20 protein-coding genes are annotated in these 20,098 nt (G+C 69.9%); 11 read left to right on the top strand and 9 right to left on the bottom strand.

Annotated elements, in window-relative coordinates:
• Positions 1-109: 109 nt before the first annotated feature.
• The 3 genes from AB0M08_RS00800 to AB0M08_RS00790 are packed head-to-tail and all read right to left on the bottom strand — an operon-like array spanning position 110 to position 3,496.
• Positions 110-397, bottom strand: coding sequence for a gamma-glutamylcyclotransferase family protein (locus AB0M08_RS00800; RefSeq protein WP_364486214.1), 288 nt, complete (start codon positions 395-397; stop codon positions 110-112).
• A 52-nt stretch (positions 398-449) separates the two neighbouring features.
• On the bottom strand, positions 450-2,081 hold the full coding sequence (locus AB0M08_RS00795) for an amidohydrolase (protein ID WP_364486211.1): 1,632 nt from the start codon (positions 2,079-2,081) through the stop codon (positions 450-452).
• On the bottom strand, positions 2,078-3,496 hold the full coding sequence (locus tag AB0M08_RS00790) for an APC family permease (RefSeq protein ID WP_364486209.1): 1,419 nt from the start codon (positions 3,494-3,496) through the stop codon (positions 2,078-2,080). Before AB0M08_RS00790 ends, AB0M08_RS00795 begins: the two co-directional genes overlap by 4 nt.
• 95 nt (positions 3,497-3,591) lie before the next feature.
• Between AB0M08_RS00790 and AB0M08_RS00785 the strand changes: the two genes are divergently transcribed.
• Positions 3,592-4,263: a TetR/AcrR family transcriptional regulator C-terminal domain-containing protein gene (locus AB0M08_RS00785; protein ID WP_364486206.1), complete on the top strand. Its 672-nt coding sequence runs from the start codon at positions 3,592-3,594 to the stop codon at positions 4,261-4,263.
• Here AB0M08_RS00785 and AB0M08_RS00780 read toward each other — a convergent pair.
• Positions 4,243-5,883 (bottom strand): substrate-binding and VWA domain-containing protein, encoded by a 1,641-nt coding sequence (locus AB0M08_RS00780; RefSeq protein WP_364486203.1) that lies wholly within the window; start codon positions 5,881-5,883, stop codon positions 4,243-4,245. The genes AB0M08_RS00785 and AB0M08_RS00780 overlap by 21 nt on opposite strands.
• A 200-nt stretch (positions 5,884-6,083) precedes the next feature.
• Here AB0M08_RS00780 and AB0M08_RS00775 point away from each other — a divergent pair, with 200 nt between their 5' ends.
• The 4 genes from AB0M08_RS00775 to AB0M08_RS00760 all read left to right on the top strand — a co-directional run bounded on the left by AB0M08_RS00775 (position 6,084) and on the right by AB0M08_RS00760 (position 10,280).
• Complete coding sequence (locus AB0M08_RS00775) at positions 6,084-7,229, top strand: Gfo/Idh/MocA family oxidoreductase (RefSeq protein WP_364486200.1); 1,146 nt, start codon at positions 6,084-6,086, stop codon at positions 7,227-7,229.
• A 1-nt stretch (position 7,230) separates the two neighbouring features.
• Entirely contained in the window at positions 7,231-8,373 is a 1,143-nt protein-coding gene (locus AB0M08_RS00770; protein WP_364486197.1) for a dihydrodipicolinate synthase family protein, read from the top strand.
• The gene (locus AB0M08_RS00765) at positions 8,370-9,164 is read left to right on the top strand and encodes a sugar phosphate isomerase/epimerase family protein (protein ID WP_364486194.1); all 795 of its coding nucleotides are present in this window, start codon (positions 8,370-8,372) and stop codon (positions 9,162-9,164) included. Before AB0M08_RS00770 ends, AB0M08_RS00765 begins: the two co-directional genes overlap by 4 nt.
• Positions 9,165-9,359: 195 nt before the next feature.
• On the top strand, positions 9,360-10,280 hold the full coding sequence (locus AB0M08_RS00760; protein WP_364486191.1) for a sulfotransferase: 921 nt from the start codon (positions 9,360-9,362) through the stop codon (positions 10,278-10,280).
• 77 nt (positions 10,281-10,357) lie between these two features.
• Here the strand turns inward: AB0M08_RS00760 and AB0M08_RS00755 are convergent, their stop codons facing one another.
• Positions 10,358-10,699, bottom strand: coding sequence for a metalloregulator ArsR/SmtB family transcription factor (locus AB0M08_RS00755; RefSeq protein WP_364486188.1), 342 nt, complete (start codon positions 10,697-10,699; stop codon positions 10,358-10,360).
• A 225-nt stretch (positions 10,700-10,924) separates the two neighbouring features.
• Here AB0M08_RS00755 and AB0M08_RS00750 point away from each other — a divergent pair, with 225 nt between their 5' ends.
• A complete protein-coding gene (locus AB0M08_RS00750; protein ID WP_364486185.1) occupies positions 10,925-11,296 on the top strand; it encodes a hypothetical protein in 372 nt (123 codons plus the stop codon).
• Here the strand turns inward: AB0M08_RS00750 and AB0M08_RS00745 are convergent.
• The 4 genes from AB0M08_RS00745 to AB0M08_RS00730 form a co-directional block, all read right to left on the bottom strand.
• Complete coding sequence (locus AB0M08_RS00745; RefSeq protein WP_364486182.1) at positions 11,293-11,880, bottom strand: GNAT family N-acetyltransferase; 588 nt, start codon at positions 11,878-11,880, stop codon at positions 11,293-11,295. The two genes, AB0M08_RS00750 and AB0M08_RS00745, sit on opposite strands and share 4 nt — an antisense overlap.
• A 120-nt stretch (positions 11,881-12,000) precedes the next feature.
• Positions 12,001-12,600 carry a biotin transporter BioY gene (locus tag AB0M08_RS00740; protein ID WP_364486179.1) on the bottom strand — a complete coding sequence of 200 codons (600 nt, stop codon included), beginning with the start codon at positions 12,598-12,600 and terminating at the stop codon, positions 12,001-12,003.
• A gap of 130 nt (positions 12,601-12,730) precedes the next feature.
• Positions 12,731-14,692 carry a M4 family metallopeptidase gene (locus AB0M08_RS00735; protein ID WP_364486176.1) on the bottom strand — a complete coding sequence of 654 codons (1,962 nt, stop codon included), beginning with the start codon at positions 14,690-14,692 and terminating at the stop codon, positions 12,731-12,733.
• 180 nt (positions 14,693-14,872) lie between these two features.
• On the bottom strand, positions 14,873-15,448 hold the full coding sequence (locus AB0M08_RS00730) for a DNA mismatch repair protein MutL (RefSeq protein ID WP_364486173.1): 576 nt from the start codon (positions 15,446-15,448) through the stop codon (positions 14,873-14,875).
• A 28-nt stretch (positions 15,449-15,476) separates the two neighbouring features.
• Between AB0M08_RS00730 and AB0M08_RS00725 the strand changes: the two genes are divergently transcribed.
• From AB0M08_RS00725 to AB0M08_RS00705, 5 genes are all read left to right on the top strand, one after another.
• Positions 15,477-16,163 (top strand): response regulator transcription factor, encoded by a 687-nt coding sequence (locus AB0M08_RS00725; protein WP_364486170.1) that lies wholly within the window; start codon positions 15,477-15,479, stop codon positions 16,161-16,163.
• Positions 16,164-16,173: 10 nt separating this feature from the next.
• Positions 16,174-17,442, top strand: coding sequence for a HAMP domain-containing protein (locus AB0M08_RS00720; RefSeq protein ID WP_364486167.1), 1,269 nt, complete (start codon positions 16,174-16,176; stop codon positions 17,440-17,442).
• 82 nt (positions 17,443-17,524) lie between these two features.
• On the top strand, positions 17,525-18,307 hold the full coding sequence (locus AB0M08_RS00715; RefSeq protein ID WP_364486164.1) for a lytic polysaccharide monooxygenase: 783 nt from the start codon (positions 17,525-17,527) through the stop codon (positions 18,305-18,307).
• The gene (locus tag AB0M08_RS00710; RefSeq protein ID WP_364486161.1) at positions 18,304-18,909 is read left to right on the top strand and encodes a DUF305 domain-containing protein; all 606 of its coding nucleotides are present in this window, start codon (positions 18,304-18,306) and stop codon (positions 18,907-18,909) included. Before AB0M08_RS00715 ends, AB0M08_RS00710 begins: the two co-directional genes overlap by 4 nt.
• Positions 18,910-18,975: 66 nt before the next feature.
• Positions 18,976-20,067, top strand: a complete 1,092-nt coding sequence (locus AB0M08_RS00705; protein WP_364486158.1) for a PQQ-binding-like beta-propeller repeat protein — start codon at positions 18,976-18,978, stop codon at positions 20,065-20,067.
• The last annotated feature ends 31 nt before the right edge of the window (positions 20,068-20,098 follow it).

The following is a 20,098-nucleotide window of genomic DNA, read 5'->3' as shown; positions in this document are numbered from 1 at the left end:
GTCACCCCGTCATGCTTCCGGGGTTTCCCGAACCTCACGACGGCCGGGCGGGGCTTGTGCGCTCTTTGACAGCTCGCGCACCCGCCCCGCCCGGGGAAGATCGGGACGATCAGCTCACGTAGACCCAGGCGCGGACACCGGACGCGAGGGAGAGCAGGATCCGGTGCTGGACGCCCGCGTGCCGCTTGTCGGTCGCGGCCAACTCGTCCTCGGTCAGGTCGAACACCGTGCCGGGGACCTCGTCCGCGTCGACGTCGGTCTCCACGACGCCGGGTGTCTCCGCCTCCTGACGTGCGTATCCGGTGAGCGCGTCCGCCCGGCCTTCCAGCTCCCTTCCGAAGTTCGCCCGCTGCACCGCGGGATCCTGCAGGGTGCCGTACGAGAAGAGCAAAGGCATGCGGATGATCCTGCCCGCCTACGCTGTGTGGTCCGGACCTGGATCCCGGTTTCTAGGATCCGGCCTGATAGACGTGCGTACCGGCCACATAGGTCGCCTCTACCTTCAGTGCGCCGATCTCCGCGGACGGGACCTCGAACGGGTCCCGGTCGAGCACCACGAGGTCGGCCACGTTGCCGGCCCGCAGGCTGCCGCTGTCGTCCCGGTGGTTCACGTACGCGCTCCCCGCGGTGTACGCGGCCAGGGCGGTGCCCAGGTCCAGCCGCTGCTCCGGGTAGAAGACCTTCCCGTTCTCGCCGGGCACCGTCCGGTTCACCGCGACGTGGATGCCCTCGATCGGGTTCGGGCTGCTCACCGGCCAGTCGCTGCCCGCGGCCAGGGTCGCGCCGGCGCGCAGCAGATCGCCGAAGGGGTACTGCCAGGCGGCCCGCTCGGCGCCGAGGAACGGGATGGTCAGCTCGTCCATCTGCGGCTCGTGCGCGGCCCAGAGCGGCTGCATGTTCGCGGTCGCGCCGAGCCGGCGGAAGCGCGCGATGTCGTCCGGGTGCACCACCTGCAGGTGGGCGAGGTGGTGGCGGGTGTCCTTGAAACCGTTTCTGGTACGGGCCGTCTCGATCGCGTCCAGGGCCTCGCGGACCGCGCGGTCGCCGAGCGCGTGGAAGTGGACCTGGAAGCCGAGCGCGTCGAGCTCGGTGACGTACCCGGGGAGCAGCGCCGGGTCGACGAAGCTCAGGCCGCTGTTCGGCGTCGGGCAGCCGCAGCCGTCCAGGTAGGGCGCGGTCATCGCGGCGGTGAAGTTCTCCGCCACGCCGTCCTGCATGATCTTGATGGTCGAGCAGGTCAGCCGGCCAACGGTGAGCAGTGCGCGCTGCTCGACCAGGCCCGGGATCTGCTCGGCGCCGCTGTCCCGGTCCCACCAGAGCGAGCCGGTCACCGACGCGGTCAGCCAGCCTTCGTCCGCCGCCTTCAGGTACGCGTCCGCCGGGTCCGGGTACCCGTTCGTGCCGCGCAGCATGGCGTCCTGCCAGCCGGTGATGCCGAGCGAGTGCAGCAGCGTCTGCGCCCGCCGGAGCCCGGCGACCAGCTCGGCCGGGGTGCTCTCCGGGATCAGCCGGTTGACCAGGCTGACCGCGCCCTCCTGCAGCGCGCCGACCGGGTTCCCGTCGGCGTCCCGGTTGATCACGCCGTCCGCCGGGTCGGTGGTGTCCCGGGTGATCTCCGCCCTTCTCAGCGCGGGCGAGTTGACCCAGGCGCCGTGATGGTCCCGGTTGGTCAGGTAGACCGGACGATCCGGCACGATCCTGTCCAGCAGCTCGGCCGTCGGCACCCCGCCCGGGAAACTCTCCATCGACCAGCCACTGCCGGTGATCCACTCCAGGTCCGGGTTGCTTCTCGCGTACGAGTCGATCCGGCGCAGGTACTCGTCCAGGTCGGTGGTGCCGGTCAGGTCGCACTGGCCCATCTCGACCCCGCCGAAGACCGCGTGGATGTGCGCGTCCTGGAAGCCCGGGATCAGCGCCCGGCCCCGCAGGTCGACCACCTCGGTCTTCGGGCCGCGCAGCTCGCTCAGGTCATGGCCGACCGCGAGGATCCGGCCGTCGCGGACGGCGAGCGCGGTGGCCCGGGAGCGGGCCGGGTCGACGGTGAGCACCGGGCCACCGGTGAAGATCAGATCGGCGGTCATGCGAGTTCCTTGATCTTGGTGAAATAGGGGGAGCGGCGGTGCCACTTGGCCACCGCGGCGGCGATCAGCCCCAGGGCGATGATGACCACCGGCATGGCGAGATTGAACCAGCCGTTCTCCACGTCGAGGGCGAAGCCGTCGCTCAGCGTCGCGTAGTAGAGCGCCAGGTAGGCGCCGAGAGCGAGCAGGGCCGTACCGGAGAGAAGCGGGACGACCACCGCCTTGACGCCCTCCACCGGGTCGGTCCGCAGCAGGTCGCGGAAGCGGACGGCGGAGGCGACCGCGGTGAGTCCGTAGTAGATCGCGACCAGCAGGCCGACCGTGTTGACCGCGGCCAGGATCGCCTCGTTGAGCTTGGGGAACGCGAACTCCAGCAGGGCGACGAAACCGGCGATCGTGGCCATCACGACGGTGCCCGCCGCCGGGGTGCCACGGTGGCTCATCCGGGACCAGATCGGGCCGAGGTTCCGGTCGCGGCTCATCGCCAGGGTGAGCCGGGCGGTCGGGATCACGCCGGCCTGCACCGAGGCGATCGCCGAGAACATGAGCGCGAGCAGCGGCAACGACGCCCAGGGCTCGCCGGTCAGCTGCGCGGCGTAGTAGCTGAGCCCCTCGGCGCCGTGCTCGGCCAGCTCGTCGGTGGGGAGCACCCGCTGGAAGGCGATCGCGCCGAGGACGAAGAGGCCCAGCATGGTGAAGAGCGCGATGTACCCGCCCTTGGCGGCGTCCTCCGGGTTCCTGGTCTCCTCGGTGACGCTGAACGCCGAGTCCCAGCCCCAGTAGAAGAAGACCGCCAGCACCAGGCCCTGCGCCAGCGCCGCGCCGGAGTGGAAGGCGAACGGGTTGAGCCAGCTCAGCGAGAAGGGCTGATCGCCGGCGACCAGACCCCAGCCGCAGAAGACGATCAGGACGGCGTACTCGAAGATCAGCAGGTATTTCTGGAAGCGGGCCGCGTGGCCGACGCCGAGGATCGCGGTCCAGGTCACCACGGCGAGCACGACCAGGCCGATCAGGGTGCTCTGCGCGGTCGAGTTCGGGTCCAGCCCGTGCAGGCCGAACTTCGCCACCGTCTGGATCAGCAGCGAGCCGCAGATCGAGGTGGTGTACGCCAGGAAGACCACGGTGCCGGCGATCGGGATCCAGCCGGCCAGGAAACCCAGCCAGGGGCCGAGCGTGCTGCCGACCCAGGTGTACCCGGCGCCGCAGTTCGGCTCCGAACGGTTGAGACGGGCGTACGCACCGGCGATGCCGAGCATCGGCAGGAAGGCGAGGATCAGCAGGATCGGCACCTGGCGGCCGGCGATCCCGGCGAGGACGCCGGTGCCGATCGCGATGCTGGTGGTGGCGGCGGTACTGGAGGCGGCGATGACGACACCGTCGACGACGCCGAGCGATTTGGGCATGGGTTCGGTCATCAGCCGGCTCCTCTGCGCTGTGGTGGCAGTGATTCCACTTCCTCTGAACACTGATGTCAACGGTGTTCACAACGTTGTTTCATTAGGATGGGCGGATGGCGAAGCGAGAGCGTGGATCCCTCACCCGGTCGGAGATCGTCAAGGTCGCCCTGGAGCTGGCCGAGGCCGAGGGCGGCGAGGCGCTGACCTTCCGGCGGCTCGGCCCGGCGCTCGGGGTCGCGCCGACCGCGGTGCTGCGCCACTTCCGGGACAAGGACGAACTGCTCCTGGCGATCGGCAACCAGCTGCTGGAGACCGCTCTCGCCGAGGTCGACCCGGCGGAGCCGGACTGGCGCGAGCGGATCCGGGCGCTGTCCCGCGCGACGCGGCGGGCGTTCGTGGCGCATCCGCGGGTGGCGGTCCTGGTGGCCACCCGGACCCTGCGGCAGGAGGCCGAGTTCCGGGTCGTCGAGCTGATCCTCGGCGCGATGGCGCAGGCCGGTCTGCGCGGGCGGGAGGCGGCCAGCCTCTACCGGGTCGTCGCCGACACCCTGCTGGCCTGGACGGCGTTCGAGGCGACCGTGCACGCGGTCGGCCTCGACGTGATGCGCAAGGACGGGCTGGCCTGGGACCGGGAGTACGTGGTGCTGCCCGCCGACCGGTACCCGCGCATCCGCGAGGTGGCGCCGTACCTCAGCGAGGTCGACCGGGAGGACCAGTTCGAGTTGGCGCTCGAACTGGTCCTCGACGCGGTCGCCGCGCGCGGGTCAGCTGGGCGAGTGGACTGACAGGAACGCCTTGGCCATCGCCGAGGCCACGTCGGCCGGATCGGTGGCCGCCACCGCGGCGCCGCCGGTCGCCTTCGCCATGCTGGTCAGCGCGTCCATGTCGGCGTCCGCGCCGTAACCGACCGCGATGATCGGAACCGGACGGGACGAGTCCTGCCCGGCGTTGAGCTTCGCCAGGAAGTCGGCGTTGCTCATCGCGAAGCGCGAGCCGTGGTCCTGGCCGTCGGTGAGCACCACCACCAGGGTCACCGTGCCGGTTCTGCTCTCCGCCCGCATGGCGTCCTCCCCGTCCAGTACGGTCTGGTACAGCGGGGTGCCGGCGTCGTCGACCGCGGTGTACCGGCCGATCTGGGTGGCCAGGGCCTCCCGGCGGGTCTGCGTGCCGACCTTCCCGTTGATCGGGCCGTACGACAGTGCCTCGGTGTACGCGGGGCTGCTCGCCGACGGGGTGGCGAAGTACCACAGGCCGATCGAGGTGTCCTCGCCGAAGACCGAACTGGCGCTCGCCCCGGTCTTGCGCAGCAGTGCCGCCTTGGTGGTGTATCTCCCGCCCTTCGCCTTGATCGCCTGGTTCATCGAGCCGGAGCCGTCGATCAGGAGCAGGACCTGGGCCTTCTCCGCCCTGTACGAGGACCACTGGAGGCTCATGGTCAGCACGTCGTCCGGTGTCGAGGGCGTGGCCAGTGCCCCGGACTGCGCGCTGGTGCGGAAGCCGGCCTCGGTCAGCCCCTCGTCGGAGATCGCCTCCCGGAGATCCTCGGCCAGCGCGGTGTCCGCGTTCTCGCCCATCGCATACGGATAGTCGGCGCCCACCGCACCGTCGGCCGGAACCGCGCCGCTGAGCGTGACCACGTGCCCGGCCTTCTGATACGCCGTCAACTGCTGCTCGGTCACCGGGAAGACCCCGACGTCCTGATTCCCCTCGGCGGCCGCGTCGAGCAGTTTCGCCGGGTCGGCGGTCGCGTCCGTCAGCCGGCTGCGCAGGGCCAGCGCCTGCAACTGGGCGATGCCGTCGTCGGCGGTGGTCCGGTTCATCGCCTGATGGATCGCGTAGACCGAGAGCATGCCGACCGAGTCGTGCAGCGGGTCGGCCATGCTGATCGTGGTGAGCTTCTGCGTGGCCGCGGCGCTCACCAGGACGGCCCAGGAGGTCTTCCCCTTCTTCGCGATCCCGGTCATGACGGCCTCGGGGCCGGCGAGGACGATCGGCGAGTGGGCGAGCGGCGCGCCGTCGGTCCGGAACGTGTACCCGTCCACCGCGGCGATGGAGACCCAGAGGGAGCTGGACGGGATCCACACGTCCGGCGACTTCTGCTTGAGGCCGGACTCGGTGGTGCCGGGCTCCTCGGCGGTCACCTGGATCGGCCCGCAGCTGCTGCCGCCGTTCACCGAGGTGGCGGCGGCCTGGACCACCGCGGCGATCTCCGGGGCCACGACGACCCGCAGTCGCACGGTGCAGCCGTCGCTCACGATCGCGGTCGGCTGAGGGTGGGTGTATCGCCACGATCCGACCCCGCCACCGGCGAGGAGCAGGAGGAGGGCGACGAATGCGGCGATGCGGGGCCGGCGGCGACCACGCATCCGATGCCGTCCGGGACGCAGCGGGTCGTCCTCGGTCATATCCCGATCCGTATCGGAAGGGAAAGAGTGGTTGACATGCCCACCAGGACGAAGTCGGGCCTCGGCCGACTCACGTCGGCCTTATTCTTCACACGAAGTTAACCGCTCGATGTCAGCAGAAATCGGCCTTGTTCCGGAGCGCGTCTTCAGCATACGCTGCCAGCAGCAGGAAAGCGCTTTCCTATCCTCGGAGGACCCGCATGGCAACGCGCAGATCGATCGGTATTGTGATCAACGGAGTGACCGGCCGGATGGGATACCGGCAGCACCTGGTCCGCTCCCTGCTCGCCATCCGTGAGGAGGGCGGCGTACTGCTGCCGAACGGTGACCGGATCTGGCCGGAGCCGATCCTGGTCGGCCGCGACCCCGACAAGCTGGCGGCCATCGCGGCCCAGCACGGTCTCACCGAGTGGACCACCGACCTGGACGCGGCCCTGGCCCGCCCGGACGTGGAGATCTACTTCGACGCGCAGGTCACCTCGCGGCGCGAGAAGGCGATCCGTCAGGCGATCACCGCCGGCAAGCACATCTACACCGAGAAGCCGCTCGCCGAGAGCTCCGCGGCCGCCGTCGAGCTGGCCGAGCTGGCCGAGGCGGCCGGCGTCCGCAACGGCGTGGTCCAGGACAAGCTCTTCCTGCCCGGCCTGCGCAAGCTGAAGCGCCTGATCGACGGCGGCTTCTTCGGCCGGATCCTCTCGGTCCGCGGCGAGTTCGGCTACTGGGTCTTCGAGGGCGACTGGCAGACCGCCCAGCGCCCGAGCTGGAACTACCGCAGCGCCGACGGCGGCGGCATCGTGATGGACATGTTCCCGCACTGGAACTACGTGCTGGAGGAGCTCTTCGGCGCGGTCCGCACCGTGCAGGCGACCATCGCCACGCACATCGAGACCCGGGTCGACGAGCGCGGCGAGGAGTACACCGCCGACGCCGACGACGCCGCGTACGGCATCTTCGAGCTGGAGGGCGGCATCGTCGCCCAGATCAACTCCTCCTGGACGGTCCGGGTCAACCGGGACGAGCTGGTCGAGTTCCAGGTCGACGGTACGCACGGCTCGGCCGTGGCCGGTCTGCGCCAGTGCAAGATCCAGCACCGGGCCACCACGCCGAAGCCCGTCTGGAACCCGGACCTGCCGCTCTCCGGCAAGTCGTTCCGCGACGAGTGGTCCGAGGTGCCGGACAACGAGGAGTTCGACAACGGCTTCAAGGTGCAGTGGGAGGCGTTCCTGCGGCACGTCGTCGCCGGCGAGGCGTTCCACTGGGACTTCGCCTCCGGCGCCCGCGGCGTCCGGCTCGCCGAGGCCGGTCTCGAGTCGGCCCGCGACGGCCAGCGGATCGAGCTGTCCTGACATGGCGACCGTGAACCTGCCGGGCGGGCGGTCGCTCGCCCTCTCCGGCCGTGCCGCCTGGGCGAAGCCCGCCGGGCCGCCGACCAGCCGCATCGCCTACGCCGCCGCTCACGTGGTGGCCGACCCGACCGCCGAGAACGCGCCGGGCGAGCCCGCGGTCCTGGACTGGGAGACCACCCTCAAATTCCGCCACCACCTCTGGTCGCACGGCCTCGGCGTGGCGGAGGCGATGGACACCGCCCAGCGCGGGATGGGTCTCGACTACGCCGCGACCAAGGAGCTGATCCGCCGGAGCGCGGCCGAGGCCGACTCGGTCGGCGGCCGGATCGTCGCCGGTGTCGCGACCGACCAGCTCGCGCCGGGCCCCGTGTCTTTGGAGCAGATCCGGGTGGCCTACACGCAGCAGCTGGCGGATGTCGCTGAGACGAGCGCCGTCCCGGTCCTGATGTGTAGCCGCCACCTCGCTGCCGCCGCCTCGACCGCCGACGACTATCTCGGCATCTATGTCGATTTGTTGGAAAAATCAGACAAGCCGGTCGTGCTGCACTGGCTGGGCACCGCCTTCGACCCCGCGCTCGAGGGCTACTGGGGCTCGTCCGACGTGGACAAGGCCACCGAGACGCTGCTCGAGCTGATCAACGCCAACCCGGCCAAGGTGGACGGCGTCAAGGTGTCGCTCCTCGACGCCGACCACGAGATCGGTCTGCGGCGCCGGCTGCCCGAGGGCGTCCGCCTCTACACCGGCGACGACTTCAACTACCCGCAGCTGATCCGCGGCGACGAGCAGGGCTACTCCGACGCGCTGCTCGGCATCTTCGCCGCGATCGCGCCGGCCGCGGCCGCCGCCTTCGCCGCGCTCGACCGGGGTGACCTGGACGAGTACGACCGGATCTTCGCCCCGACGGTCCCGCTCTCCCGGCACATCTTCAAGAAGCCGACGTTCTACTACAAGACCGGCATCGTGTTCCTCGCCTGGCTCGCCGGGCACCAGGACCACTTCACCATGGTCGGCGGCCTGCAGTCCGGCCGCTCGGTGCCGCATTTCGCCACGCTGATCGAGCTCGCCGACGCCGCCGGCCTGCTGCCCGACCCGGATCTGGCCGCGGCCCGCGCCAACAGGTTCTTCGAGGTGATGGCGGGATGAGCCGCTTCTCTTTCAACCAGATCACCGCCAAGCACTGGGAGCTGACCGACATGGTCAAGGGCCTGGTGGAGAGCGGCGTCGACAAGGTCGCCCTCTGGCGCGAGCCGGTCGCCGAGTACGGCCTGGAGCGCTCCGCCGCCCTGGTCCGGGACGCCGGTCTCGAGGTCACCACGCTCTGCCGCAGCGGCTTCTTCCAGGCCGACGGCTGGCTCGACGACAACCGCCGGGCGATCGACGAGGCCGCGGCCCTGAACACCAAGGTCCTGGTGCTGGTCTCCGGCGGTCTCAAGGAGGGCTCCAAGGACATCGCCGGGGCCCGGCAGCACGTCGCCGACGCGATCGCCCAGCTCGTCCCGCACGCGGCCGCCGCCGGGGTCACCCTGGCGATCGAGCCGCTGCACCCGATGTACGCCGCCGACCGCTGCGTGATCAACACCTGGGACCAGGCGATGGCGATCGCCGAGCAGCACCCGGTCGGCCAGGTCGGCGTCACGGTCGACACGTACCACCTCTGGTGGGACGACACCGCGCTGGAGAAGATCGCGGCGGCCGGTGAGCGCGTCGCGATCTACCAGCTGGCCGACTGGATCACCCCGCTGCCGGCCGGCGTGCTGACCGGGCGCGGCCTGCCCGGCGACGGCTGCGTCGACATGCGCTCGTTCCACGAGGCGGTCGCCAAGACCGGGTACACCGGCCCGATCGAGGTCGAGGTGATGAACGAGGAGCTCTGGCAGCTGCCGGGCCGGGAGATCCTCGCCAAGACGATCGCCGGGTACCAGAGCATCATCTGATATCCCCTGGTCACCGGTTCGCGGTCAACGGCGCCCGCGACCCGGTCCGGCCGACTCCCACGGTTGCGTCCCCAGCGTCCAATGCAGCCGTGGGAGTCGGCCGGAAGTGTAGTTAAGGCGGTCCTCAAGTCTTCAAATGCCGCTGACAGGAAGCACCGAGGGAACTCTCAACAACCCTGTGAACGATCCGTTCACATGTCGGTAAAGGTGCTGTACATCGCCGGGTGGGGTCGCAGCGGAACGACGATCGTCGACAACATCCTGAATTCACACGACTCGGTCTTCTCCACCGGGGAGCTCTTCTACCTGTGGCGCCGCGGACTGGTGCAGCGCCGCAAGTGCGGTTGCGGCAAGCAGGTCGCCAACTGCCACCTGTGGCGGGAGATCCTCGACCACGCGTACGGCGACTCCCCGCCCGACCCGCGTGAGCTGACCGAGCTGCAGCGCCGGGTGACCCGGGTACGCCGTACCCCCGCACTGATCGGCAGCCCGCTCTCCAGCGAGGCCAACGAGTACCGCCGGATCATGACCCGGCTCTACCACGCGATCGCCGACGTGACCGGCGCGAAGCTGATCGTCGACTCGTCCAAGGTGCCCTCCGGCGCGGCCCTGCTGCCGCAGATGGGCGGGGTGGAGCCGTACCTGCTGCACATGGTTCGCGACCCGCGCGCGGTGACGCACTCCTGGATGCGGGTGACCGAGCAGCCGGACCGCGGCAAGCCGGCCGTGATGGATCAGCACAACCCGGCCGACAGCACCATGCACTGGCTGGTCTGGAACACCTTCTCGGAGCGGTTGGCCCGCACGTACCCGAACCGCTACCTGCGCCTGCGTTACGAGGACTTCGCCCGCGCGCCGCGCGCCACGATCGACGAGCTCTTCGCCTTCACCGGGGTCGCTCCGCTGGAGGGGCCGTTCCTGGACGACACCACGGTGATGCTGCAGCCGAACCACACGGTCTCCGGCAACCCGAGCCGGTTCCGGACCGGGGAGATCACGCTGCGGGCCGACGAGCGGTGGCGCAAGGAGCAGCCCCTCGGCCCCCGGCTGGCGGTGACCGCGATGGCGCTGCCGCTGCTCCACCGCTACGGCTACCGCGTCTCCGTGGGGGCCTGAGAACCGTTCTGGCTGGTGCTGGGGGGTGCCTCAAGCGAAGCGAGGTACCCCCCAGCACCAGCCAGAAGAGCGGGCGGTCAGCGGCGTTTGCCCTGGGCGGCCCGGAGCTCGACCAGCAGGCCGTCGCGGTCGGTGAGGACGGCACCGAGGATCCGGCGGCCGGCGGCGAGCAGATCGGCCACGTCGGGGGTGCTCAGGGCGTACATGACCAGGGCGCCGTCCCGGAACGAGGCCACTATCCCGGCCCGGCGCAGGACGCTGAGCTGCTGGGACAGGTTGGAGGCCTCGACGTCGATCTCGGCGAGCAGGTCGCGTACCGGCTTCGGGCCGTCCTGCAGCAGCTCCAGGACACGGATCCGCACCGGATGGCCGAGCGTACGGAACATCTCGGCCTTCGCCTGATACAGCGGCACTGACACGGCGCGCCCTCCCCTGATAGTTCGCACCGTCCAACGGCGTCCATCGGCTTCCGGTTACGCGCTGTCATGAGCATTTTCGGAGTTGCGGAAGTCTTCAACTCACTCGATCGTCCCATCAAACCTCGCACCGGGACGTCTGTCCGAACCGGACAGAATGTGCGACCTGTTTCGTCATCGGTCGGTGACCCTCGATGAGTCTCAGCAAGGACTTGGAGGAGCCCGAAGATGCCGGACATGGACGTAGCCCTCAAGGACGCGATGCAGATCGACGGCGCGATCGGCGCCGCCCTGGTGGACCGCAGCAGCGGGATGGCACTGGGGATCGCCGGCGGCGACCGGAACTTCGACCTGACCGTCGCGGCCGCCGCCAACACCGAGGTGATCCGCGCGAAGATGCGCACGATGGAGATGCTCGGCCTGCGCGAGGACGTCGAGGACATCCTGATCACGCTGGACTCGCAGTATCACCTGATCAGGCCGCTGACCGGGCGGTCGGGGCAGGGCCTCTTCCTGTACCTCGCGCTCTACAAGGAGCGGGCCAACCTGGCGCTGGCCCGCCACCAGCTGAAGCGGATCGAGGAGAACCTGGACATCTAGCCGGCCTTCGCGGCCCGCCACTCGTCGGCCAGCATGGCGAAGTCGAGCTCGTTGCTCCACTCGCCCTTGAACAGCTCGTTCTCCACCAGGCGTGCCTCCAGCCGCATGCCGAGGCGCCGGGCGAGCTGGGCCGAGGCCTCGTTGCGTTCGTCGATCCGGGCGATCACGCGATGCAGGCCGAGCTCCTCGAAGCCGAGCCGGAGCATCTCCCGGGCCGCCTCGGTGGCGTAACCGTGGCCGCTGAACTCGGGGTTCAGCACCCAGCCGACCTCGCCGCCGAGGTGTTTCCGGCTGTGCCAGAAGAGGATCACGTCGCCGACCAGCCGCCCGGTCCCGGCGTGCTCGACGCCCAGGGTCAGCGACTGGCCCTCGTCGGTCAGCACGGTGGCCGCCCAGTACGTGGTCAACCGGTCGGCGATCACCGCGGCGGTCATCGGCTCGAACGGGACGTACCGGCAGACCTCGGGCAGGCCGCGGTACGCGAGCAGGGCGTCGGTGTCGGCGTCCGTCAGCGGGCGCAGCAGCAGGCGCTCGGTGCGGATCGGGTACTCGGGGCGCAGTTCGACCAGAGGCACGACGATCATCCTGCCATCCGCTGACCGGATTCGTACATCAGTTCGAGTTATCCACAGGCTGTGCACACAGCCTGTGGATCAGGCTCGGTGGTTGATCAGGCCTTGTCGTTGATCAGGCCTTGTGGTTGATCAGGCCTTGTGGCGGCGGTTCAGGAAGAGCCAGGCGCCGGGGAGCAGCCCGGTCGCCAGCGCGATCTTGAGGAAGTCGCCCATCAGGTACGGGACCAGGCCCTTCATCACCGCGGTCGGCAGGTCCATCGTGGTCGCCAGGGCCAGCCACGGGACGCCGAACAGGTAGATCAGCACGTTGGCGAAGACCATCAGACCGATCGTGTACCACGGCCGACGGTCCGCGCCGAGCGCCGCGAACTGCCCGACGATGGCGGCGGCGACGATGAATCCGACCAAGTAGCCGGCGGTCGCGACCGGCCAGCCGGAGGTGCCCCCGGCGAACCACGGGACGCCGAGCACGCCGGCCGCCGCGTAGAGCAGCATGGCGGTCGCGCCGCGGGCCGGGCCGAGCACCGCGCCGGCGAGCAGCACGGCGAAGGTCTGCCCGGTGATCGGGACGGGGGAGCCGTACACCGGAATGGCGATCTGAGCGGCCAGACCGACGAGGCCGGCGGCCCCCACGGTCAGCACCACATCACGAACCGCCGAGCGGCCCCAGGCATCGGCCAGCACGCCGGTGGGGCGTCCGGGCACCACAGCGCCGAAAACGTCAGTCACCACGACCTCCTTGCAGGCACTCTATGGCTGGAAGATCACGGCCCGGCGTCGTATCGCCGTGGTCCGCGCCACAGGGAGCGTCACCGTATGGTGACGCTCCCCGCGACTGATCGCCAGAGGGATCGATGTGTCAGAGGGTGAGCGTCCAGGTGTTGATGGTGCCGGTGTCACCCGAGTAGACGTCCTGCGCCTTGAGGCTCCAGGTGCCGTTCGCCGTCTCGCTCGAGAGGTTCACCGTGTAGGTGGTGTCCACGTTGTCGGTGCTGTCGCTGGAGCTGCTGCTCTTCAGCGCGTACGTCGAACCGTCCGGCGCGACCAGGGTCAGCACCAGGTCACCGCGGTAGGTGTGCACGATGTTGACGTACACCGTCGAGGTGGACGACGCGGCCCGGGCGCAGCCGCTGATCGTGATCGAGCTGGTCACGGCCGAGCCGGCGTCCGGGATGGCGACGTCGGTGCCGTTGGTGCCGGTGCAGCTGGCCGGGGCCGAGGTGGTGGCCGTCGCGGTGGGCGAGCTGGTCGCGGTCGGCGAGGTGGTCGAGCTGGCGGTGCACGTCGGGTCGGCGGTCTGCGCCGGGACGCTCACGCCGGTCCACGCGGCCTTGACCGTGTTGAAGAGCGCGCAGGTGGTGTCCAGGGCCTTGGCCGCGGTCAGCGTCCAGGTGCGGTACTTCAGGTACGACGAGCTGCTGGTCTTCATCAGCATCGCGTTGTACATGATCTTCGTGGCGGTCTGGATGCCGACGCCGGTGATGGTGCCCGAGCCGCTGCACAGGGTGCTGGTCGGCTGTCCGTTCGTCGGGTTGGTGCCCTCGGCGAGCAGGTAGAACCAGTGGTTACCGGGGCCGGCTGCCGCGTGCACCTCGTCGGAGGCGGTGCTGCTGGAGTAGCAGTTGTCGTCGCCCAGGGCCGACGGGTTGTACATGTTCCGGATCGCGCCGGAACCCACCAGGTTGACCTCCTCGCCGACCAGGTAGTCGGGGGCGTCGTTCGGGTTGTTGGCGTACGCCTCGGTGGCCGCGCCGAAGACGTCGGCGACGAACTCCTGGGTGTTGCCGTTCGAGATGCCGCCCGGGGTGTTGTCGTCGATGCCGTGGCCCAGCTCGTGGCCGACCACGTCCGCCGAGGCGATCCACTGCGACGAGGTGTTGTAGCCGATCTGCACCTGGGTGCCGTCGTAGTACGCGTTCTGGTCGGCCAGGCCGACGCGGATCGGCCAGGCGCCGCCGCTGCTGCTGAAGCCGGAGCGGCCCAGCCAGCTGGAGAGCATGGCCTTCTCCTTCTGCGCGACGTAGAGCGCGTCGACGCAGCCGGTCTCCTTGCTGGTGCCCACGCCGGTGCCCCAGGCGTTGTCGGTGCCGCTGAAGACCGTGTTGGTCGACGCGTCCTGACAGCTCAGGGTGGTCATGTTCGGGTCCTTCAGGCTGTACGTGCTGCCCGAGAGGGTGGTGTCCAGGCTGACCGAGCCGTTGATCCAGCCGGTACCGGTGCCGGTGGCCTCGGTGACGTTCTCCTTGGTGCCGAGGACGTCGCCGGTGAGCGCGTCCACGTCGACGGTGAGGCGGCTGATGCCACTCTCGCTCGTCCCGTTGACGATCGACTCCCAGGCCAGCTTCGCGGCGCCGTCGGTGGCGTCCACGATCAGCTTCGTGCTCTCGACGTTCTTGACCGTCTTGAGCTGGGCCTTGGCGATCGCGGCCGACGCGGCGGCACTCAGCTTCGGGGTGGTGCCGAGCTCGCCGATCGGGGAGTTCTGCGCGACCGAGGTGAACTGGGTCTGGCCGGTGCCGTCGGTGACGACGACGAAGTCGCCACCCTTGACCGTCAGGCCCTTGTACGTCCGGTCGTAGGGGACGAACTGCAGGTCGCCGTCGCTCGAGATCACCGGGTGCTGCACGAACGCCTCGTCGGCGCTGGCGTGCAGGGCGGCCGGTCGGGCCGCTACCAGGGCGGACGCGGTGCGGGCCGCGGCCGCGGCGGGTGCCACGGGGTCACTCGGCTGGGCGGTCGCCGGTCCGGCGATCGCCACGGCCGCCGAGGCTGCCGCGGTTGCGGCGGCCATGGCGACGACAACGGGGGTACGGGATTTCACGGGAGCTCCTATCCCCGCCCGAGGGGGTGCCGGGCGGGATCGGCCGTCCATCCATCCATGGACGGCGGGTCACCTCCAGATGACTTGAAGTGAGACGCTAAGCATCGACGATCGTCACCGAAACGGGGAAAACCCTTGTTGTCCCCTCTGTGGCATATGACCGCGTTGTTACAGGCTGTGTTACGAGCCGATTTCGTTGACCTCGGCGAACGGCGCGTCGTTCCACCAGATCGCCCGGATGATGAAGCTGTGGTTGGTCTCGTTGAAGTAGACCGCCAGATCCGCGGGATCACTCTGCGTCTTCTCGACCGTGTACCCGTCGGCGGGCGTCGCGGTGACGAGCGAGACCACACCTTCGCTGGTCATCCTGATGACGGCCTGTCCACCCTCGACGGTGAACGACCGGACGTACGTCCGCACGCCGTCGTCCCCGGTGGTGACCGTCCAGCCGTCCTCGGTGGTGGTCGCCTTCGATGGCGCGGGCTTCTTCGTGGTGGGCTTGGCCGTCGTCGGCTTCTCCGCCGGTGGGGAGGTCTTCGCCGTGGTGGCCGCCGGGCGCGGTGTGGACGTGGTAGTGACCGGGGTCACCACCTCGGCGGCCGCCGGGACCTGGTCGATGTCCGGGAGCGTGCCCACGTCCGGCCGGGCCGCGTTCAGCACGGGGAGCAGCGCCACCCACGAGAGCACGATGCTGCCCGCGGTCGCCGCGAACCACCCGGCCACCGGCAGCCACCTGGAAGATCGCACGGAGCCCATCCTCTCACCGCACCCTATGGTGTACGCCATGGCGCTGATCCTGTTGGTCGAGGACGACCGCATCATCACGGCCGCACTGACCCGTGCGCTGACCGAGGCCGGCCACGTCGTACGCCCGGTCGGGCAGGCCGCCCAAGCGCTGAAGATCGTCACCCAGGAGCGGCCGGACCTGGTCATCCTGGATCTCGGACTGCCCGACATCGACGGCACCGACGCGCTGCGGATGATGCGGACCGTCTCCGACGTCCCGGTGATCGTGGCCACCGCCCGCCGCTCGGAGGCGGACATCATCGCACTGCTCAGCGCGGGCGCCGACGACTACGTGACCAAGCCGTTCTCCGGCGGCCACATCCTGGCCCGGATCTCGGCGGTGCTGCGGCGCGCCCGGACCACCACCGAGCAGGTGCCGAACACCATCACCGTCGGCGAGCTGGTGATCAAGCCACGGCAGCGCCGGGCCGAGCTCCGCGGCGAGCCGCTGCAGCTCACCCGCCGCGAGTTCGACGTGCTGGCTTACCTGGCGGAACGGGTGGGCCAGGTGATCAGCCGCCGCGAGCTGATGAACCAGGTGTGGAACCAGGCCCGGATCGGCGAGGAGCAGACCATCGACGTGCACATCTCGTGGCTGCGCCGCAAGCTCGGCGAGACGGCCGCGAAGCCGCGCTTCCTGCACACCGTGCGGGGCGTCGGCGTGATGATGATCGACCCCCAATGAGGTGGGCACAGTGAGATGGGCGCTCAACCGGCTCGCCCTCGCGATCACGTCGATGGTCGCGCTCGCCTTCCTGGTCCCGCTCGCCGTCGCGATCTACCAGATCGCCCACGACCGGGCGATCTCCGAGGCACGCCAGCAGGCCACCTCGATGGTCACCGTGCTGGGTGTGAACGCCGACCCGACCGCGCTCACCAATGCGGTGGCCAGCACCGCCGCGGGCAGTACGGGCATGCTCGCCGTACACCTTCCGGGTCTCGATCCGATCGGCGTCTCGCACCTCTCGCCGGAGACGGTGGACCGGGCGGCACAGCAGCGCCGGTCGGCGACCGCCTCGGCCGAGGGCGGCGTGGCCTATCTGCAGCCGACGGTGCTCACCGACGGCCGTACCGTAGTGGTGGAAGTCTTCGTCACCGACAGTGAGATGCGACGTGGCGTCTGGTCCGCATGGTTGGCCCTTGCCGGGTTGGCCGTGGTGCTGATCGCCGGCTCCACCCTCTTCGCCGACCGGCTCGGCGCCCAACTGGTCCGCTCCACCCGGCAGCTCGCCGAGGCCAGCCGCCGTCTCGGCGCGGGCGAACTGGGCGAGCGGATCGAGCCGACCGGGCCGCGGGAGCTGCGCGACGCGGCGCAGGCCTTCAACGGCATGGCCGGCGACCTGCGGCGCCTTCTGGATCGAGAGCGCGAGCTGGCCGCCGACCTCTCCCACCGCTTGCGTACGCCGCTGACGGGCCTCCGCCTCGACGCGGAGGCGATGCCGCCCGGGCCGATCGCCGACCGGATGCGCCAAGCCTGTGACCTGCTGGACGAGGAGCTGGAAGCGATCATCACAGGCACCCGGCTCGGCGTGCAGGCGACCGTCGACGAGAGCTGCGACCTGGTCGAGGTGCTCGCCGACCGGCTGGCCTTCTGGTCGGTGCTCGCCGAGGACCAGGAGCGCCCGTGGGAGGTGGTCGGCGGGGACCGCCCGGTGATCCTGCCGATGTCGCACAGCGAGGTGATCCTGGTGGTCGACGCGATGCTCGGCAACGTCTTCTCGCACACCGAGGAGGGCGTCCCGTTCCGGGTCACCGTCTCTCCGGAGGGACTGCTCGTGGACGACGGCGGCCCGGGCATCCCCGATCCGGCGATGGCCGTCCAGCGTGGATTCAGCGGAGCCGGCTCGACCGGTCTGGGGCTGGACATCGTGCGCCGGGCCGCGGAGACCCTGCGCGGCGAGCTGGTCGTCGGGCGCGGTCCGCTCGGTGGCGCCCGGGTCGGTTTCGTCCTCGCCCGGTTTTGAGGCGGGTTTTCGGTCGCCTTAAGGCCCCGTTATGGCAGCCCTTCATAGCGTTACGCCTCGTAACCGGCTGAAGGAGAGCTCCATGCGCAGGAAGATCGCCTACCCGCTGGCCACCCTCGGGATGGTCGCGTCCACCGTGGCGATCGCGTCGCCCGCGCTCGCGCACGGCTACGTCTCGTCGCCGCCGAGCCGGCAGGCCCTCTGCGCCGCCGGTGAGGTCGCGGACTGCGGCGCGATCCAGTACGAGCCGCAGAGCGTCGAGGCGCCGAAGGGCTCGAAGGAGTGCAACGGCGGCAACGCGAGCTTCACCGTCCTGAGTGACGAGTCGCGGAGCTGGCCGGCCACCTCGGTGAGCGGCAAGGTCACCTTCAACTGGGTGCTGACCGCCCGGCACCGGACCGCGAGCTGGGTCTACTACGTCGACGGCACCCAGGTCGCGTCCTTCGACTACGCCAACGCGATCCCGGAGGCGACGGTCAGCCAGACCGTGGACCTGAGCGCGTACTCCGGTGACCACACGGTCCTCACGGTCTGGAACATCGGCGACACCGCGAACGCCTTCTACAGCTGCGTCGACCTGAACATCAACGGCTCCGGTTCCGCTACCTCATCGCCTTCGCCGTCCCCCTCGGCCTCTCCTTCCTCGTCCCCTACGGCCACCGTCTCCGCGTCCCCTTCCGCTTCCGCATCCCGTTCCGTCTCTTCTGCCTCGGCCGGTGTTGCCGCATGGGCCCCGGGAGTCTCGTACAAGACCGGGGACAAGGTGACCTACCAGGGCACCACCTACCAGTGCCGCCAGTCGCACAGCTCGATCCGCAGCTGGGAGCCGTCGATCTACACGCTCGCGCTCTGGCTCCCGCTGTGAAGCGCGCCCTGGTAGCCGTCTCCCTGGTCCTCCTGCTGGGGGCCTGCGGCACGTCTGTTTCCGATCCTTCCGCTTCCGATCCTTCCGCAGAGGCCGCGCCCACGGTGTCGAGCGCCGCGGAGATCGCCGCCGGGTCGACCTACAACGACACCGACGTGATGTTCCTGCAGATGCTCGTCGACCACCAGCAGCAGGGCCTGGAGATGGTCGCCATCGCGGCGGACCGGGCCACCCGGGAGGAGGTCGTCGACCTCGCCAAGGCGATCGACGCGACCGAGACCGACGAGCTCACCATGATGACGTCCTGGCTGACCGAGTGGCAGAAGGCGACCACCGTCGACAAGCGGGTCAGCCTGCACGCCGACCACGGTGGACTGCCCGGCACCGACGACGAGTCCATCGCCTCGCTGAGGACGGTCGAGAAGGCCGACTTCGAGACGGCGTTCCTCAACCTCTTCCTCGCGCATCAGCACAACGCCGTGGAGATGGCCCAACTCGAGCTCGACAAGGGCGCGAACGAGCAGGCCACGGCCTTCGCCGAGCGGGTCAAGGAGTCCCGCGCCGACCAGGTACAGCAGATGCTGAGGCTGCTCAACGGCTGAGGCATTCGGGTGGTCCACCCCTCGGGAGCGGGGTGGACCACCGTTTTCAGTGCTTAGGTCTGCTTTGTGCAGATCATCGGATTCTCCCTGGCCCTCCTGCTCGCCTGGGGTAACCCCGGCTACGACGCGGAGAACAGCTACTACAACCCGCACGAATCGGTCATCGGTACGCTGAAACAGCGGTGGCGGGCCCCGCTCCGTGACATCGAGGCGAGCTGCTCCGGTTTCTCCGCCCCACTCGTCGCCGGCGACCGGGTCTTCGCCACCGACCGGCGCGGCGTCTCCGCCTACGACGCCACCAGCGGCGATGTGCTCTGGCGGTTCGACTGGGATCCCGCCGACGACAACGACACGCCGACCATGGCCGTCGCCGACGACCTGCTGATCCTCGTCAACGGCGACTGCAACTCGGCCAGCGATCCGGACGGCCGCCTGACCGCGCTCGACGTCGCCACCGGTGACCTCCGATGGGCCCTCGGCCAGGACGTTCCCGCCTACTCCGCGGTCGTCGACAAGGGCGCCGTGGTCGTCTCCGGATACTCCGACTCCGACGGCGACGGGATCTTGGCATATTCGGTCACCGACGGCCACCTGCTCTGGCACCGGACCGGCGTCGTCTCCACCGAGGTCTCCGCCGACGGCGTCCTGCTGACCACCGCGACCGACGGCTACGGCACGCCCACCGGCAGCACCGCCGCCGTCCGGATCACCACCGGCCGCACCGTCTGGACCAGCCGGAACACCTGGCTCGCCCAGGCCGCCTCGCCCTCCTCGGACACCTTCTACGTCTCGGGGAGGGTGGTGTCCGCCGGCCCGCTGCTCGCCGTCGACGCTCGTACCGGCAAGGTCCGTTGGTCCGCTTCCTCGCAGGCCAGCCCCTTGATCGCCGCCGACGGGGAACGCGTCTACCGTGCCGAGGGCGCCCGCGTCCAGGCCCTCGACGCCCACACCGGCCGCCTGATCTGGTCACACACCCTCGCGGCGCCGTCCCTCCAACCGACCGTCGCCGGCGGCCTCCTCTACACCGGCAGCACCGTCCTCCGCAGCGCCACCGGAGTCGCGGCAGCCCCCTCCCGCCCCGGCTTCGTTGTGATCACTTCCGGACACCTTTTCCAAGTCAACGGCCCAAACCTCACTGCTTTCTCCCGTACGCCGTGAGCGCGCGGTAGCAGGTGGGTAGTACTGAAAC

It is taken from the genome of Actinoplanes sp. NPDC051851 (assembly GCF_040681165.1).
GTDB lineage: Bacteria > Actinomycetota > Actinomycetes > Mycobacteriales > Micromonosporaceae > Actinoplanes.
Note: the sequence above shows the minus strand (reverse complement) of the source record. Positions and strands in the feature narration are given on the sequence as shown.

Coding starts and splice junctions, on each gene's coding strand:
- AB0M08_RS00715 (WP_364486164.1), top strand. CDS start 17,525: ATGCGCAGGAAGATCGCCTACCCGCTGGCCACCCTCGGGATGGTCGCG.
- AB0M08_RS00765 (WP_364486194.1), top strand. CDS start 8,370: ATGAGCCGCTTCTCTTTCAACCAGATCACCGCCAAGCACTGGGAGCTG.
- AB0M08_RS00780 (WP_364486203.1), bottom strand. CDS start 5,883: ATGACCGAGGACGACCCGCTGCGTCCCGGACGGCATCGGATGCGTGGT.
- AB0M08_RS00750 (WP_364486185.1), top strand. CDS start 10,925: ATGCCGGACATGGACGTAGCCCTCAAGGACGCGATGCAGATCGACGGC.
- AB0M08_RS00730 (WP_364486173.1), bottom strand. CDS start 15,448: ATGGGCTCCGTGCGATCTTCCAGGTGGCTGCCGGTGGCCGGGTGGTTC.
- AB0M08_RS00770 (WP_364486197.1), top strand. CDS start 7,231: ATGGCGACCGTGAACCTGCCGGGCGGGCGGTCGCTCGCCCTCTCCGGC.
- AB0M08_RS00800 (WP_364486214.1), bottom strand. CDS start 397: ATGCCTTTGCTCTTCTCGTACGGCACCCTGCAGGATCCCGCGGTGCAG.
- AB0M08_RS00795 (WP_364486211.1), bottom strand. CDS start 2,081: ATGACCGCCGATCTGATCTTCACCGGTGGCCCGGTGCTCACCGTCGAC.
- AB0M08_RS00760 (WP_364486191.1), top strand. CDS start 9,360: ATGTCGGTAAAGGTGCTGTACATCGCCGGGTGGGGTCGCAGCGGAACG.
- AB0M08_RS00790 (WP_364486209.1), bottom strand. CDS start 3,496: ATGACCGAACCCATGCCCAAATCGCTCGGCGTCGTCGACGGTGTCGTC.
- AB0M08_RS00745 (WP_364486182.1), bottom strand. CDS start 11,880: ATGATCGTCGTGCCTCTGGTCGAACTGCGCCCCGAGTACCCGATCCGC.
- AB0M08_RS00775 (WP_364486200.1), top strand. CDS start 6,084: ATGGCAACGCGCAGATCGATCGGTATTGTGATCAACGGAGTGACCGGC.
- AB0M08_RS00785 (WP_364486206.1), top strand. CDS start 3,592: ATGGCGAAGCGAGAGCGTGGATCCCTCACCCGGTCGGAGATCGTCAAG.
- AB0M08_RS00725 (WP_364486170.1), top strand. CDS start 15,477: ATGGCGCTGATCCTGTTGGTCGAGGACGACCGCATCATCACGGCCGCA.